We start from the raw sequence: 16,138 nt of genomic DNA on the forward strand, positions 1-16,138 counted from the left end.
TTTGAAGTATACATTAAATTTTAATGGATGGACGCTTTGACTTTTATCACCTAATGTTTGCTTTCTGCAAAGTTGCGCTCCGCACAAAATATAAATAATCTCCATTACAAATTCTAATTTATCGATTTGCTTCTAAGCCCAATTATAGCATTATTAAGGGACACTGGGACAGGTTCCTCGTCCCAGCACGTAAGTGTTGATTGGAAGAAAAGCTCATTCGAGAGAAATCTCAGAATGGGCTTTTCTTTTTAACTTGGCAACCAAATCAAATAGAAAGATAAGCTTATATTATAATCATGTAAGATAAATAACAGCCCTAATTCCTTTTTGCGGAGTTAGGGCTATTTCTATTTGAGGGGGATTTTGGATGATTTATGTTGAATGGTTTGTAGTGAGAATGAAAACTACCTTTAATATCGAGTAAAAAAGGAGGATGTAAGTTATGAAGCCTATGAATTTTATCACGAGGATTTGGACGAGTTGTTAATTCCTGCAGAACATTTAGAAGAGCTACCAAACCCGCAAAGGGACATAGGGACAGGTTTGAACGTGCCCCAAATTGATTACGGCCAATGAAATGTACCATCCTTGTCATAGTTTTTACCACTGTATGATAAAAAGTGTACCAATGAATGACAGACAGCTTACCACTTCGTACATTTGAAATAATCAAAAATGTTTTAGCTATTATACAAGGTTAATTGATTTCCATAAGAGCAGTCTTCCACAATCAAGCCAGATTGTATAGGATACCGAAAGAGTGAGAACACTCTTTAGTTTTATTTTATGAGTGATAGTTCATCCACCTATTCCAAAGTAAAAAGCACTCTAACTATGAAGTGCTTTTTCTTAAATCGATGAATTTTCATCACCAAAAGAAAAATTAGTTGGTGATATTCTTACTAAAATTAGGAAACCTGTTATCATTTATTTACCTTGAGGTTTCTTCTCGTAATGATGTTACACAACCTTTATTTCTTCCATGCAAGAAATAATATAAAATAGCAGCAGCTAAAACTACGATGGCCATTATTACATATAAGTTTGAAAAACCTATGACAGGGATTAAAAGTCCAAGTAAAAACGGGCCGAAACCTGCACCAAAATCTGCAAACATAAAGAATGTGGATGTTGCCAAGCCCATTCGATCATGAGGTGAAACCTTAACAGCTATAGCTTGAGCGCTAGAAAGATATGTCCCATAGCCTGGCCCGATAAAAACGGCAGATAACAAAAGCATAGCTCCATGATGAACATGACTTACCATCAATAAACCGATAGCAAAAATAATAAAAGTGGGATACATCACAAAATTTTCTCCTTTAAGATCAAACAACCGTCCTGTGAATGGCCTTGATACTAAAGTAGCTATAGAATAAACAATAAAGAAGAAACTCGCGACATCAACTAAATGAATTTGTTGCGCATATGAGTTAAGATACGAAAGAATACTGGAATAAGCAATACCAATGAAAATACTTACAATTGAAATTGGAAGTGCCTTCAGTTCGAAGAAGTTACTTAGCTTAAAGCCCTTCATGTTGTTTAATTGCTCTTGATTAAATTCCATTTTTGGTACTTTTAGAAAAAGGGAAGATAAGAAGCTTAACACAATTATCACAGTACACACGACAAAGTTCATCTTAAATCCCATATGCTGATTAATAAATATACCGAAAAAAGGACCAATTGCGGAAGCAATGGTTGTACTTAATGCATAGTAACCGGTGCCTTCACCTCTACGTTCATCTGGAATAACGCTCGAAACTATTGTCCCTGTTGCTGTCGAGGCTATTCCAAATCCGATACCGTGTAAAAAGCGGACAATTAAAAGAATGGATAGGTTTATAACGGTAAAATATAGGAGTATCGTTATAATCGAAAAAATAATTCCGATATAGAGCATCTTCTTCCATCCAATAAGGTCTATATATTTACCTGAATAAAGACGGCCAAAAAGCATTCCTATTATAAAAATACCTGCTGCCAACCCACTCATACTTGTAGAGGCATGAAACTTATCTGCTGTAAATGCAGTAATACTTGCAACTAATAAAAAATAAATAAAATAAAGAAAAAAATTAGTTAAAGATACAATAAAAAAATCTTTTGTCCATAAATTCGGTTTATCCAATTTTCATGAACCTCTTTTCTCTTTTCTACCATTAATTATTTGACCTGTTCTTCTTTTGAGGCCATTTTATATTGGTATAAACATTAAAATTCTACATATATAATATTTTTATTCATTAAAGTAAATGAGTGGGTTTTAAGTTTGAAGTTTCATTTTCATCACTCCTAATCGAATCACATATTTGATTATATTGTTAATTAATATTAATGTAAAATTATAATTAGTGATGATAACATAAGCAAAACTGATACAAGAAGGGATTTAATGAACTTTGAACAGCTGGAGTATATAAAGGAAGTGATTGAAACGAAATCAATGTCTATTGCAGCGGATAATCTACACGTTTCACAATCAGCAATCAGTCAATCGATTTCTTTATTAGAAAAAGAATTTGGAGTCCAAATATTTAAACGGTCACGGCTTGGGACCATTCCAACAGAAGAAGGGAAGAAAATTATTAGAAAAATACTTGAAATCTTAAAAAAGGCTGATGAATTAAAAGAAGAAGTTCAATCTATAACATCTTCTTATAGCGGGGAATTAAAAATTGCTACAAGTCCAAGCATATTTATAACATTTTTGCCTAGAACACTGTCTAAATTTAGAAAAGATTTTCCACAAATAAATGTAATGATTAAAGAAATAGAAAGTAAAGATGTTATAAAAGAGGTGGGGCAAGACAAAGTTGATGTGGGATTAATTACATTATTTAATAATGTCGGAGAAAAGTTGCCAGAACATATTACATTTCAATCATTTCATTATCAAGGGAAAATTAATATTATAGTCCCAAAAAACTCAGAGCTAGCTCTAAGCAAAGAATTACAGCTAATGGATGTTAAGGATTATCCCTTTGTTATTTATGATAGAAGTATATATAATAATTTAATTGAGGATTTTGAGAAACATTATGGACCACTAAATATTATTTTTAAAACAACCAACTCGGAGGTAGTTAAGAAAACTGTATCAGAGGGGTTGGGTATAGGTTTGATGACTAGTTTAATGCTAAAAGACGATCCCTATTTGGAAAGTGGGAAGATTAGTGCTATTCCCTTGGGTTACCCATTTAACTTTAATCTTTTAGTCGGTGGAATTTATTTGAAAAATCGAAGTCAATACAGATTAATAAAGAAATTTTTGGAATATGTCGAAATATAGCTTTGTAATAGGGACAAGGGGACAGGTTCCTTGTCCCAGTACGTAAGTGCTGATTGAAAGGAAAGCTCATTCTGGAGAAATCTCAGAATGGGCTTTTCTTTTAATCTTAGGCTGAATTTGTGAATAAGATTATGCTTGAATGGTATTGCAACCGATATTGTAAAAAGGACACAGGGAAATCAAGGAAAGCGCAAAACAAATATTAGCCGACCCCAACTTATTGAATAAAAAGGGGTACGTACGTTCGATTGCTGATCAGGATGCACGGGTAGGACACAAGAGTAAAACTGATCACTTTTTTGGATATAAAACGGAATTTATGATGACCATTGAGGAACGAATTATCACAGCTGTAGGAGTAAATAGTGGAGCTTATGTGGATGGAACACAATTCGATGAACTAATGGAACAAACGAAAAAAAGTGGTGTAATTATTAAAGAAGTATACAGAGATAAAGCCTATTTTAAAAAGTCTATTTTAGACAATATTAAAGAAATAGAAGCTAAGCCATACATACCTGTAAGTGAAATGGTCTATCGTGTAGATGAAGAAATATACAGCTACAACAAAGATTCAGATGAGTGGTTTTGTGATCAGGGAAATCAAACCGTTAAAAAAGGTCATAAGGTACGTAAGAATGGAAAACAAACTTATCGATATTATTTTGAAAAGGAAAAATGCAGAAGCTGTCCTTTAAGAGAGCAGTGCATAAATGGAAAAAATGCAGGGAAAATATTGGAGGTAGGAGTTAATACGTAATGGAAACTTTGTTTAAACTAGATGCTACACTTATAGTTGTTGCTCATCGTTTATCTACAATTGAAAATTTCGATAAGATTATTGTGATGCATGAAGGGCAAGTGGCAGGTATCGGTTCACATAAACAATTACTAGAAGAAAATATATATTACCAAAAACTTTATCAAATCAATGAAGGAAATCAAAAAAAGCAATATTCAGAATACAGGTGAGTTAGTAGGATAACTAGAACAGAAATCGAACACAAACAAATGTAATCACTTGTTTACAAAAAGTGGTTTATTGTTTACAATATATGTAAGATGTTGGTTGCGTTGGAGGTGTTTATTTTTGATCAAAAACCGAATTAAGATTTTACGAGTTGAAAGAAATTGGACACAGGAAACCTTAGCAGAAAAAGTTGGTATTTCAAGACAAGCTGTCATATCAATAGAAAAATATAAATACACACCTTCTCTTGAACTTGCATTTAAAATAGGGAAAGCATTTGATTTAAGTTTAGTAGATGTATTTTCATTTGAGGAGGAAGAACAATGACTTTTAAATTATTGGGTTTAGCTGTCTTGATTACTTTAATGGTTTTCATATTGAAAAACGATCGCATAAGGAGAGAGAGTCAAACATCTTACAAAAATGATGAAAGATGGCAAATGATTTTGATTAAAGTGAATAATGTTACTCTCAAATTCTATAAATTATTTTCTTTGTTAGTTGTGTTAGGCTATCTTCTCGGAACGGTAGTTGACTTAAATATTAAAGTTACATTATCCACTGTTTTATTTATTATAGCTTTGGTTCTAATGTCTAGTAATATTGTAGAGTATTTTGCTCTAAAATATTACGACAAAAGAATATAGTTTATCGTGGGGAGAGGAGGAATGAACAAACGAAAAAGTTATAAAAAAGATATTTTGTTTTTCCTAATCTGGATAATAGGTATTTTTATCGTTTTTAAATTCATATTGATGCCAATAAATGTATCTGGACAATCAATGTATCCACAATTAGAAAATCAAGAAAAACTATTTGGACTTAGAGTTGCAAAGTAAACGTTAAGTAGCCCCCAAATAGTTTGATTTAATGTATTTATTTTTTTTAAAAGTGAATGAATCGTTTTAGAAAAAATAAGGGACAAGAGAAAAAAGGAAATGACAAATAGGACAAGCATAGTTGGATAAGCAAATGATTTATAAAAAGGAGAGTGGGTACCTCTGATTTTGGAAGCAATCTTATAAACCTCCAACATTATGAAATTTATCAACAGTACTGAAACAGGCACACTTATAATAACAGTAAATAAAGTTATCTGATATTTTTTCTTTAGTTTCATTTCTTTATATGGGTATTCAGACGATGCCCTTCCCCATAAACATTTTGTATAATCTCCCCATTACTATCATTAATTTTGTCTCTTATCTTTTTAATATGAACATTAATCACATTTGGGTTACGATCTTCAAGCTGCCATAAATATTCGAAGAAGTGGTCTTTTGTAAGGATCTTATTGCAGTTTTCATACAGATAAAAAAAGATTTTCCGCTCAATAGGAGTAAATTCCACTTCACTATGAAGGCTATCTTTAAATACCTGCCTTCTGTCCGGATAAATGTACAGATGCTTGATTTGTGTATAGTGACCATAATTATAGTTTAACAGTTTCTGGATTCTTAATAATAGTTCTCTTGGATCATATGGTTTTACCAAATAATCTTCTCCTATCGTTAAACCTTTAAGCCTGCTATCGATGTCCTTCCGAGCCGATAAAAAAATGGTCGGTACGTTTAAAGTGTACCCTTTGTAAAGGACATTTAAAAAAAAGGCCTAGGCTATCTGTAAAAGATGATTCCTGTACTGTACAGGAGTCATCTTTTTTAGGTTCCATTGGTATCTAGTATGGTTATAGTGTCGGATATACCTATCAATTTCTTGTTGAAGCTCTCCAAACGTTTTACATGATTTTATATCTACTTCATCTTTGAGATGGCCAAAAAATGATTCAATAGGGGCGTTATCCCAACAGTTTCCTCTCCTGGACATGGATTGGTGCAATCCAAGTTTTTTTACTTGTTTCTGAAAATCTGGATGTGTGTAATGGGTACCCTGATCAGAATGAATGAGGGCCTCTTTAGCTTTCTTAAAGTTTCTGTTCTTCTTTAATTTAGTAAGGGTATCTGTGGTCAAATCCATGGTGATGCGACTAGACATGTGATGTGCCAAAACTTCACCTGTAGAACCATCTTTAATGACGGACAAATAGGCTCTTTGTCCACCATGATAGTTCAGGTAAGTGATATCCGTTAGGAGGACTTTTCCAGGTTTCTCCTGTTTAAATTCGCGGTTCAGTAAGTTCGGAACCACTCGGTGTTCTTGAGTGGCTTTCATCATTCTCCGGTACGGATTTGCTTTCCTAATAGGGCAGACGATATCGTATTTTTTCATAATTCTACGGATCTTCTTCAAGTTGAAGACACACTGAAATTGACCTGCCAATGTCATTTTAATTTGGCGTGCCCCTTTCTTTCTGCCTTTGAAGTTAAAAGCCTTCAGAATCATTTCTTTCGTTTCTTCATCCTTCTTATCTTTGCGTTTCCTTTGTTCAATAGACTTGGCTGAGAAATAATAATAGTAACCACTTCTTGAAACTCTGGCAACTTCACAAAGGAATTTCACCATTTGGATAAGATTGTATTTTTTAATGACCTCACGAATGAAAATATATTTTTGGCTGGCAGGCAGCTTTACTTCTTTAGCCCCCTTTCCAACAAACAAAGCTTTTTTAAGAGTTCGTTTTCTGCCTGTACAAGCTTCATCTGCGCTTCCAATCTGGCATACTCCTCCTCAATAGACAATTCTTTAATCCGTGGCCTACCAGAATTGCCTTTTCTGGTATCTTTAAGGCCCAAGACTCCTTCGGCTTTATAAGCGGCTTTCCAACGATCTGAAGCAGATTTAACTCTCTTTATGCCAATAACATCAACATTAAACCCTGCTTCTTCAAAAATTTCTCTTGGCAACTTCCCCTCACTATATTCAGTAATAAAGTGTTGTTTAAATTCATCAGAGTATGTAATACCTTTTGAACTGACTGTTTTAACATATCGGTTTTTAGATAGTGTTGTGATGTCTTTCTCTGTAAACAATTTTTTACTCATAATTCTCCATCTCCGCGTATTTCTCTATGTTGTTCTTTAAATTATACAAAAAATACCCTATAGAAAGAGCACTTTTTTAAGTGTCTATTCTATAGGGTACATTTTAAAGGAGGACACCCTTTATTCTAGAAATTTCTCAACGGCTTCGCGGTTTGCTGCTTCATCTATCTTAAGAACCTCACCAAAAACTGGAACACTCTCATTCGTATAAGTATTTTCAATCGGGAGAGACATGGTTTGCGAAATGCTTGGCTGTTTTAGTAAAAAGTCCTTCATATATTTAAGGGTACTAAGTCTGCTCATATTGGTTTCAAGATAGGGCTCAATCATTCCAAGTAATTTTGGAGCTTTAAGGAGACCGTTCGTACTCAATACTTGGTCGGACACGATTTTAATGACCTCTTGCTGTCTTTTTACCCTTCCAAAATCGTTCTGACTATCATGCCTAAATCGGGCATAACCTAATAATTCCTTGCCATTTAGCTTTTGTAACCCTGGCTTTAGGGAAACACCGATATTTTTACTCATGGCATGTTCCACATTAACCTCGACTCCATCTGGTGCTAGAGTATCAATGACTTGTTCAAATCCTTTGAAGTCTATCAGTGCATAATATTGAATATCGAGATGGAAGTTTTGTTTAATCGTTTTTCTCACTAATTCCGGACCGCCTAAGAGGTAAGACGAATTCATTTTTTTGTAGTCTTGATATCCTGGGATGCTTACGTACATATCTCTCATTAAAGAAATCATCTTAATTTTGTTATTTTTTGTATCATATTGAGCAACAATCATCGTATCTGAATTGGCTGTTTTTTCATCTTCCCTTTGATCTATTCCAAGAAGTAGCACATTAACCTTTCCGTTTTTTGCTTGCTCTCCGTTGAAGGTACTTTGGTGAAGGATCTTATCATTTTTGGCCAGCTGTTTTCCAGAATAATATTGCCATATACTATAGCTGGAAAATATTAAAATAATCAGGAATAGAGGGAATAATAGTTTATAAAATCTTCGTTTCTTTTTTATTTTTTTGGAGCGAGTTATCCTTTCATTCATGAGAAACCTCATTTCTATAAATAATTTTAAAATAGATTGGTTTTACTATCATTCTGTAAACTCTTCATGTGTCTTGCTAGAGTCATTATACCTATTTTTTGATAAAAAAACAAAAATTGGAATATGCACTCTGGCGATCAATAGGAATAAAAAAGAGCCGCAATCCTGGGCTCTATTCTTAAAAAGCACCTATTCTTTTATTATGAGGACTCTTTTTGGTTTAACATAATGGTAATAGCTAAAAGCAGCAACTGCACCAGGGAAGAGACATCTGTGAAAATCAATAAAGATTAGGTCAACGATTTCTACATGACACGATCACGATGATGGCATTTCGCTGCCTTTGGCCTCCATTTTTTTTAGGAGAAAATTTGCTTTATGAAGGGCATAGTGTAAATCAATCAGCTCTTCTTCATTTAATTTCGTTAAATGCTGACCTAGCCTTTGATAGATCTTAATCCATTTTTGATTCATCAATTCATTGCCTAATGGTGTTAGTGAGACTAAGACCGCACGCTTATCTCGAACATCTGGTTCTTTTTTACAATAGCCACTAGCTTCTAAATCACTGATCATGTTGGTTAATTGCTGCTTCGCTATCCTCAATCCAGTACTGATTTCCTTGATATTTAAGGCCCTTTGCTGCATAAAAATATACTCAATGACATGGTTTTGCATATGAGAAAGTTCAACAGAACCCTTGTTTAATTCGCTGAAACTACTAAATAGCGTCGGGATTAAAGAGATATATTCTTTTGTAATTTCATCTTTCATGAGGCATCATCCTCTCAATGTAGTCGCTATTTTATTACTATTTTACAACTAAAACAAGTTAGATATTTGGGCAAAGTAAAATATAACTTACTATATTGACTGGTAGGCTAAAAATACATGACTCATTTATCATGGAATGAGAATTATTTGTGATAAATTTGGTATAGTAGTAAAAATGGTTTTCTATTTGAAGAATAATTTCCGAGGTGTCTCATTTGTTGAATTTAAAGTTCCGGCTTTCTATCGCATTCCTGTTAAGTGTGCTTTTTCTTATTGGCTTTAGCTCCATAGCAATTTGGGTTAGTGCCAGCGACATTATTCAATTTGATCGACATATCATCGCTTTCGTCCAAGGATTTGAAACCCCAATATTGACCAAGATCATGAAGTTTTTCACCTTCATTGGTTCTACTACTCCGGTGATTGTTATTTCGTTTTTCGTCATTATCTTTCTATATACCGTCTTAAAACATCGCAGAGAATTAGTCTTTTTTATCGGCGGACTTATGGGTTCTGTTTTACTAAACCACTTCTTAAAGGTTTATTTCCATCGGGCTCGTCCTGCCTTTCATCGTTTGATTGAAATAGGTGGATATAGCTTTCCAAGTGGGCATGCGATGAGTGCTTTTATGGTTTATGGAATGATTACCTATCTTCTATGGCGCCATATATCTAACCGTTTTGGGCGGATTTTCTTAGTGATTTTTAGTAGCTGCATGATTATTGGAATAGGTTTGAGCCGAATTTATTTGGGCGTGCATTATCCAACCGATATTCTTGGGGGATACTTGGCAAGTGGTTGCTGGCTCGCCATTTGTATTTGGGTTTTTGAACGCTATCGCTGACTAGTATCTTTCATGGTACAGTTAGACGTTTAGTTTGTATACAAATTATATTCACGTATATAATTTGTATATTAATATAGGTGTGATGGAAAGGAGAGCATCATTCATGATGTCAAAAGACAAAGCAATTGGATCGAGTACTGTTCGACTAAGTAAAAAATTAACTCGAATATTGAATCATTATTTGAAGCCATATTCGATTACAACTGAACAGTGGAGTGTGCTTCGTACATTGAATGAAGCAGATCAAATTTCCCAAAAGGAATTGTCCGAACGGGCAGATAAAGACCAAGCGACCTTGACGAAAATATTGGATCTATTAGAAAAGCATGGATATGCATCACGTATGCCAAATCCTTCTGACCGTCGTTCGTACCTGATTACAATTACGGAGAAAGGGAGCGAGCTTTCCCGTAAATTATATTAATTCCTTATATTGAAGAGATGTTCGAGAAGATTATCGATGGAATTGAATCTGAAAAGTTAAAAATTTACCAAGAAACATTACTCTTATTTGAAAATAGCATAGATGTCATCCAACAAGAATTAAACAGCTAGAAAGTTAGGAAAGGAAGCAAACTTGGGAGGAGCGGTTTCGTTCTTTTTCCTAATCATTTCAATTGTTATGACTGTGGTTCGCCCTATTTCCGGTAGATTCTTTGATCGCTTGGGCCATAAGGTGATTATTATTCCGGCGGTCATCAGTGGGATGATTGGGTTATTTTTATTAGCCATTACCACTGGTGCGTTTACGTTGCTGCTGGCAGCCGTATTTTAGGGAATTGCCTATAGGTGGTAACCCCAACACTTCAGGCACTTGCCGTTAGTTTCGTCGCAAGGGAAAAACAAGGAACGGCTAACGCGATGTTTTTCTCCTGTATGGACTTGGGAATGGCTATTGGTTCTATCGGTCTCGGAATGCTAGAAGGCCTTGCTGGTTACCATTTTATTTAGGGTTTTTCGATTATTTTTTTAGTGGGATTATTAGTGACTTATTTCCTTTCTTTTAGAGCATTTTCTGTTACGGCGGAGGATAATTGAGAAATCCATAAAAGATTACAGGTGACAAACACTAGAAGTTGTATAGGAAAACAGAGACTGAATCATCTATTGATTCGGTCTCTATTTTTGCTGAGAATTAATTAAGTATTTTTCCATATAAGAATGTTCATTGTCCTAATGGAGGTTTTTCGTTGTTTTAGAGTCATTATTGATTGCTTATGGCTTGATACCAACCAAAAAAATGGAGTAGGATGAAAAATTGTTCCAGAACCTGCTAAATCATTGGGAAATACACTGTTTTATATTTGCATCTTTTGACTTAAGATTACCCCAAGCTTTTTTATTTTTATGCTTGAAGTTGACGTTAACGTAAATGGTAGAATAAATGAACAGAAGATTAAAAAAATGGGTGATCATTCATGAGATATGATATTTCTACATTGGCTGCAGAGTTCAACGTCAGCACTAGAACCATTCGCTACTATGAAGAGTTGGGGATGCTGAAACCGATTAGAACGGAAACAGGAAAAAGAATTTTTTCAAGAAAGGACTATGCAAGATTAAAGCTGATTTTTCGTGGAAAACGTTATGGCTTTCAATTAGAGGAAATTGAAGAAATGATTGAGCTTTTTGATAAAGATCGAACAGGAATTAAGCAACTGGAAAAAACGATTGCTTTTGGGAAAGAGAAAATTAAGGAGGTGAATGAACGAATCGAGGAACTAACGATTTTAAAGGAAGAAATGGAGAAATTGATGCGTGATTTTGAAGAGCGAATTAAAAATGGAGGGAAATAATTGAAATGAATGTTTCAGAATTATTGGCTCGTAATGCGAGAAAATATCCTTTTCAAGAAGCGATTGTGGTAGGTGCAGATCGATTATCCTATAAAGAAGTAAACAAATGCGTCAATAAATTAGCGAATTCTTTAAGGAAAAAAGGAATTGGAAAAGGCGATAAAGTGATTCTTTTCATGCCAAACACTTCAGAGTTTATTATGACGTATTTTGCCGTTCTACGAATTGAAGCGATTATTGTTCCCATAAATGCCAAACTGACGGAAAGTGAATTGTCTTATATTATTAAGCACTCGGACGCTAAGGCCATTTTTATCCATGATTGGCTTTTTGAGCAAGCAAAGGGCTTAACGGAAAATGCCAATCTCCTTTTTGTTAAAACCGGAGAGAGGAAACCGTTTTGGGAAAGCTATGAGGATTTAGTGGCTTCAGGGAGTGAGGAGGAGATTGTCTGTCAGCTGAAGGAAGATGATGAAGCAACCATTCTCTATACCTCGGGAACGACTGGGAAACCAAAGGGAGTTCTCTTTACTTATCGCAACATTTTAACATCAGCGATTATGATGGCGGTGGAAATGTCGATGAAGCCAGAAAGTAGAATGCTCCATTTAATGCCCCTCAGTCATTCCGCTCCCCTTCATTTGTTTTTGGTAGCGGGAACCTATGTTGGCGCCACTCACATCATCGCTCCAACCTTTACACCTGAGCTATTACTCCAACTCATCCATGAGGAAAAAGCCACTCACTTTTTTGGAGCTCCTGTTGCCTATTTATTGACAGCAAAGCAGCCAAATCTTCAGGATTTCGATCTATCATCGATGAACTATTGGGTTTACGGTGGGGCACCACTTGGTCAAAAGGAAGTGCGCTTTGTTAAAGAAAGCTTTAAAACAGATCGCCTCTTCTGTGTTTATGGGTTAACCGAGGCAGGGCCAAGCGGAACCATCCTTTTGCCAGAGGAGCATAATACAAAAGCAGGCAGTATTGGCAAAAGAGCTGCCTTAGGTACAGAAATTGCCATTTTCAATAATCAAGGAGAGAAAGTAGAACCAAATATCGTCGGTGAAATTGTCTTAAAGGGCGAAGCAGTTATGAAGGGCTATTACAAGGATGATGAGAAAACCAGGGAAAGCTTGAAGGATGGCTGGCTCTATACTGGTGATATGGCGAAATATGACGAAGATAGCTATATATGGGTAGTGGATCGAAAGAAGGATATGATTATTTCTGGAGGAGTGAATGTTTACCCGAAGGAGATTGAAGAGGTCCTTTCTTCCCATCCGAAAATTGCAGAAGTAGCTGTTGTTGGAGTGCCGCATCCAGAGTGGGGAGAGACCGTAAAGGCATTCGTCGTATTGAATGAATCGATAGATCAGCTTGCTGATGAATGTAAGCGTTATCTCTATGGCAAGCTTGCAAGCTATAAAATTCCAAAACTGTTTGAAGAGATGGATCAGTTGCCACGCAATGCAACTGGTAAAATTTTAAAGCAAGTGCTGCGGAAACAGGAACAATCGGTATAAAGGAGGGGTTAGAAATGAATTTTTACCAGGAAGATGCCAACTTGAAATTTATTTTAAGGCAATATTTAGATGATGAATTTTTGGCTTGGGCCGACAAAGAACTTGATGTATTTGGGGCCCTTTGTGGAACAAAAATTGATGAACGTGCTGTTCATACCGATCGAGAGGGACAGCCGCGATTGATTAAATATGACAAAATGGGCAATGATATTTCGCAGATTTGGGTCAATGAAGGATATAAAAAGACTGTTGAAGAAACATACCATTCAGGAATTGTTGGCTATGTTCATAAAGAGATCTCTGAATTGGGGAGAAAGGGGAATTACGTCTATTCCTATGCCCAAGGCTATTTGTTATCTCATGCAGAGCCGGGTTTTTACTGTCCGGTGACATTAACAATGGCAACCGCTTATCTAATCGATCATTATGCAGATGATGCATTAAGGGCTAAATATTTGCCCCATGTGGTTTCAACTGGTGAAGTGGAGATGTTTGAAGGGGCGACATTTTTATCAGAACGACAAGGCGGCTCTGATGTTGGGGCAAATGAAGTGAAGGCAGTGCTAGAGGAGGATGGAACCTATAGAATCTATGGTGAAAAATATTTTGGCTCGAATGCTGGCCAATGTGGGGTAGCTATGATTTTAGCAAGAATAGAAGGAGCACCAAATGGCACGAAAGGATTGAGCCTTTTTCTTGTTCCGTGGCGAAAGGAAGGAACATCTGAGCTTAATCATATTGAAATTCGAAGATTAAAAGATAAGCTTGGGGTGAGAGCAGTTCCTTCAGCGGAAGTCTTATTCAATGGAGCAGAGGCCCATTTAGTAGGAAATCCGAAAAAGGGGTTCTATTATATGATGGAGGCCTTGAATTTATCACGCATCTGTAATGCTGTGGCATCCTTAGGGATTATGCAAAGATCTTACTTAGAAGCGCGAAATTATGCGGTTACTCGGCATACCTTTGGCCATTATTTAGCTGATTTCCCAATGGTCAAAGAAACGTTAGTGAAGATGGCGGCCAAGCAAGAAGTAGAGACAAGTGCCGTCTTTTCACTTATCTCTTTGTTTGATGAAATGACAGCTAATCCTGAAAATGTTTCAATAAAAGAAGAAGCCATGAATCGCTTGCTCATTGCTCTATTAAAAATGGAAACAGCAGAGGTGGCCATACATTTTGCTCATGAGGCGATTGAAATGCGCGGGGGCAATGGGTATATGGAGGATTTTGTTACTCCAAGATTACTGCGCGATGCCCAAGTATTAACTGTATGGGAAGGAACTGCCAATATTTTAGGTCTAGAGGTTTTGCGGTTGATTGAAAAATTCAATGTCCATCAATTGTTTTTAGAGAAAATGGACCAAGAGTTAGAGGAACTTCCATTGAACTTGCAGCCATATACCGCCCCAATTCAAAAAGGCATTGTGCAACTAAAGCATCAGCTGATCACATTACTGAAAGGAAATCGCGATGTTCAAACCTACCATAGCAAACGGATTGCAAAACTAATGACCAAGATTTATGAAAGTGTCATTGCCTTGAAGGATGCAAGCATCGGAGGTGATCGAAAGGAAATCATTGCGAGGATATTCCTTAATGAAACATGGAAGCGTAATGAATTTGTTGATGAGGAAATGCTTGCTTTGCAGTATTTCGATGAGATTGTCAAACAGGCACAAACGCAAAAATAAATTGTTCTTTGCCCTGCAAAAATATAGGTTTGCAGGGCTTTTAGATGGAAAATTTTTGATAAATAACTGGATAAAAGGTATTTTTTCCTTCCTTAAAAGGAATTCTGTATCTGCTATTAGTAAAAAAAACACTAGATTATATTTATTCGCGAAAATCAAAATTTATTCGCGACTTTCCGGAAAATATTCGCGACTTTTGAAATTTATTCGCGATAATAAGCCTTTTATTCGCGATTCCACTCATTTGCTCGCGAAAATTTCGATTTGTTCGCGATTCTCTTAAAATATTCGCGATTTCATTCATATTTCTCCTGAAAAGAAGACGGCGAAAAGTACTTATTTGCAACTTTCAAAATTTATTCGCGGCTGCTTTCATTTATTCGCAGCTTTTGAATTTTACTCACGAAGACTTTCTTTCTCTCAAATTTCATTTGTAATTCGCAAAATAATACGCCTTCTACCGATGATCTATTCCTTCAAAATCCTTCACTAGTTTCTCAGAGAACCTTCTCCTTAAATATAAAAAGAATTCCATAAACTGTAACCAATTAAATTCCCCATCAGTCCATTATGATAAGGAGGGGATAAAGTGAAAAGAATGATTTTCAGGGCGTCTCTCATCACTCTGTTTTCCATCATCCTATTTGGATGCGACATCAAGGAAAAGGAAGACAAAATTGGTTCAATTGATGAAAGGGTAACAAATTTTTCCATTGAAGGATATATCATGAAAAAGCAGGGAGATCGGATTCTGGTGGTTCGCTCTCAACCAAAAGATTTCAGTTCTACTTCGGGCAAGGAGGAATTCTATGAGGCCATTTGGGTATCCGATATCACTAATGAGGTAGAATTAGGGCAAAAAGTTCGGGTATGGATTGATGGACCAATTATGGAATCCTATCCGGCTCAAGCGAAGGCGGATAAGGTAATACCGGTAATAGCAGATAATCAGATTGGAGCTGATTTATCAGAGGAAGAAGTCATCAGAAAAGCTCTATCTTCTGAAAGGGAAAATGTGAAAGACTTTTTTCTTCCCGTAATTAAAAGCGTTACCTTTGATAAAGAGTCCGATTCATGGAAGGTTGAAATAAAAGATGAAGAGGGAACAGGCGTTACTCGTATAGTGATTCAGGATAAAAGATAGCAGGGATTTTTGTGAAAAAAAGTGAATGAAATGGAAATAAGAAAGTGCTTCATAGGACAAGTAATGGTTTTTCATTTATTTACAAGTAGACTCAACGGG

At 35.7% G+C, this 16,138-nt stretch carries 17 protein-coding genes and 2 pseudogenes; 14 read left to right on the forward strand and 5 right to left on the reverse strand.

All coding sequences use genetic code 11. The annotated features are described in order from the left end of the window. Nucleotides 1-931: 931 nt before the first annotated feature. Nucleotides 932-2,134: an MFS transporter gene (locus tag ACE38V_RS11525; RefSeq protein WP_375841395.1), complete on the reverse strand. Its 1,203-nt coding sequence runs from the start codon at nucleotides 2,132-2,134 to the stop codon at nucleotides 932-934. A 264-nt stretch (nucleotides 2,135-2,398) separates the two neighbouring features. Between ACE38V_RS11525 and ACE38V_RS11530 the strand changes: the two genes are divergently transcribed. From ACE38V_RS11530 to ACE38V_RS11555, 6 genes and pseudogenes are all read left to right on the forward strand, one after another. Beyond that, nucleotides 2,399-3,295, forward strand: a complete 897-nt coding sequence (locus ACE38V_RS11530) for a LysR substrate-binding domain-containing protein (RefSeq protein WP_375841396.1) — start codon at nucleotides 2,399-2,401, stop codon at nucleotides 3,293-3,295. A 172-nt stretch (nucleotides 3,296-3,467) separates the two neighbouring features. Then, a pseudogene (locus ACE38V_RS11535) lies at nucleotides 3,468-4,052 on the forward strand (transposase); the annotation flags it as partial. 2 nt (nucleotides 4,053-4,054) lie between these two features. Beyond that, the gene (locus ACE38V_RS11540) at nucleotides 4,055-4,267 is read left to right on the forward strand and encodes a hypothetical protein (protein ID WP_375841397.1); all 213 of its coding nucleotides are present in this window, start codon (nucleotides 4,055-4,057) and stop codon (nucleotides 4,265-4,267) included. 118 nt (nucleotides 4,268-4,385) lie between these two features. After that, nucleotides 4,386-4,592 (forward strand): helix-turn-helix transcriptional regulator, encoded by a 207-nt coding sequence (locus tag ACE38V_RS11545; RefSeq protein ID WP_375841398.1) that lies wholly within the window; start codon nucleotides 4,386-4,388, stop codon nucleotides 4,590-4,592. Continuing rightward, entirely contained in the window at nucleotides 4,589-4,912 is a 324-nt protein-coding gene (locus ACE38V_RS11550) for a hypothetical protein (RefSeq protein WP_375841399.1), read from the forward strand. Before ACE38V_RS11545 ends, ACE38V_RS11550 begins: the two co-directional genes overlap by 4 nt. A gap of 21 nt (nucleotides 4,913-4,933) precedes the next feature. After that, nucleotides 4,934-5,104 (forward strand): hypothetical protein, encoded by a 171-nt coding sequence (locus tag ACE38V_RS11555; RefSeq protein WP_375841400.1) that lies wholly within the window; start codon nucleotides 4,934-4,936, stop codon nucleotides 5,102-5,104. 277 nt (nucleotides 5,105-5,381) lie between these two features. Here ACE38V_RS11555 and ACE38V_RS11560 read toward each other — a convergent pair. From ACE38V_RS11560 to ACE38V_RS11575, 4 genes and pseudogenes are all read right to left on the reverse strand, one after another. Continuing rightward, a pseudogene (locus tag ACE38V_RS11560) lies at nucleotides 5,382-5,852 on the reverse strand (response regulator transcription factor); the annotation flags it as partial. Nucleotides 5,853-5,876: 24 nt separating this feature from the next. Beyond that, a protein-coding gene (locus tag ACE38V_RS11565) for an IS3 family transposase (RefSeq protein ID WP_375841401.1) occupies nucleotides 5,877-7,207 on the reverse strand; the annotation gives its coding sequence in 2 pieces (ribosomal slippage) (nucleotides 5,877-6,826 and nucleotides 6,826-7,207; 1,332 coding nt in all). Between the two features lie 120 nt (nucleotides 7,208-7,327). After that, nucleotides 7,328-8,263 carry an LCP family protein gene (locus ACE38V_RS11570; protein WP_375841402.1) on the reverse strand — a complete coding sequence of 312 codons (936 nt, stop codon included), beginning with the start codon at nucleotides 8,261-8,263 and terminating at the stop codon, nucleotides 7,328-7,330. Nucleotides 8,264-8,581: 318 nt separating this feature from the next. Next, nucleotides 8,582-9,037, reverse strand: coding sequence for a MarR family winged helix-turn-helix transcriptional regulator (locus ACE38V_RS11575; protein ID WP_375841403.1), 456 nt, complete (start codon nucleotides 9,035-9,037; stop codon nucleotides 8,582-8,584). A 218-nt stretch (nucleotides 9,038-9,255) separates the two neighbouring features. On the opposite strand from ACE38V_RS11575, the gene ACE38V_RS11580 reads away from it, so the two are divergent. The 8 genes from ACE38V_RS11580 (at nucleotide 9,256) to ACE38V_RS11615 (ending at nucleotide 16,039) form a co-directional block, all read left to right on the forward strand. Continuing rightward, nucleotides 9,256-9,882, forward strand: coding sequence for a phosphatase PAP2 family protein (locus ACE38V_RS11580; protein ID WP_375841404.1), 627 nt, complete (start codon nucleotides 9,256-9,258; stop codon nucleotides 9,880-9,882). 106 nt (nucleotides 9,883-9,988) lie between these two features. Continuing rightward, nucleotides 9,989-10,309 (forward strand): MarR family winged helix-turn-helix transcriptional regulator, encoded by a 321-nt coding sequence (locus ACE38V_RS11585; protein ID WP_375841405.1) that lies wholly within the window; start codon nucleotides 9,989-9,991, stop codon nucleotides 10,307-10,309. Nucleotides 10,310-10,462: 153 nt separating this feature from the next. Further along, the gene (locus ACE38V_RS11590) at nucleotides 10,463-10,660 is read left to right on the forward strand and encodes a hypothetical protein (protein ID WP_375841406.1); all 198 of its coding nucleotides are present in this window, start codon (nucleotides 10,463-10,465) and stop codon (nucleotides 10,658-10,660) included. A 14-nt stretch (nucleotides 10,661-10,674) separates the two neighbouring features. Then, nucleotides 10,675-10,836, forward strand: a complete 162-nt coding sequence (locus ACE38V_RS11595; RefSeq protein WP_375841407.1) for an MFS transporter — start codon at nucleotides 10,675-10,677, stop codon at nucleotides 10,834-10,836. 467 nt (nucleotides 10,837-11,303) lie between these two features. Next, the gene (locus ACE38V_RS11600; RefSeq protein ID WP_375841408.1) at nucleotides 11,304-11,681 is read left to right on the forward strand and encodes a MerR family transcriptional regulator; all 378 of its coding nucleotides are present in this window, start codon (nucleotides 11,304-11,306) and stop codon (nucleotides 11,679-11,681) included. Between the two features lie 5 nt (nucleotides 11,682-11,686). Further along, on the forward strand, nucleotides 11,687-13,204 hold the full coding sequence (locus tag ACE38V_RS11605; protein WP_375841409.1) for a class I adenylate-forming enzyme family protein: 1,518 nt from the start codon (nucleotides 11,687-11,689) through the stop codon (nucleotides 13,202-13,204). Nucleotides 13,205-13,218: 14 nt separating this feature from the next. Next, on the forward strand, nucleotides 13,219-14,895 hold the full coding sequence (locus ACE38V_RS11610) for an acyl-CoA dehydrogenase family protein (RefSeq protein ID WP_375841410.1): 1,677 nt from the start codon (nucleotides 13,219-13,221) through the stop codon (nucleotides 14,893-14,895). A 598-nt stretch (nucleotides 14,896-15,493) separates the two neighbouring features. After that, the gene (locus tag ACE38V_RS11615; protein WP_375841529.1) at nucleotides 15,494-16,039 is read left to right on the forward strand and encodes a YobA family protein; all 546 of its coding nucleotides are present in this window, start codon (nucleotides 15,494-15,496) and stop codon (nucleotides 16,037-16,039) included. Nucleotides 16,040-16,138: the final 99 nt, after the last annotated feature.

Source organism: Cytobacillus sp. Hz8 (assembly GCF_042263505.1).
Taxonomy (GTDB): domain Bacteria; phylum Bacillota; class Bacilli; order Bacillales; family Cytobacillaceae; genus Bacillus_BE.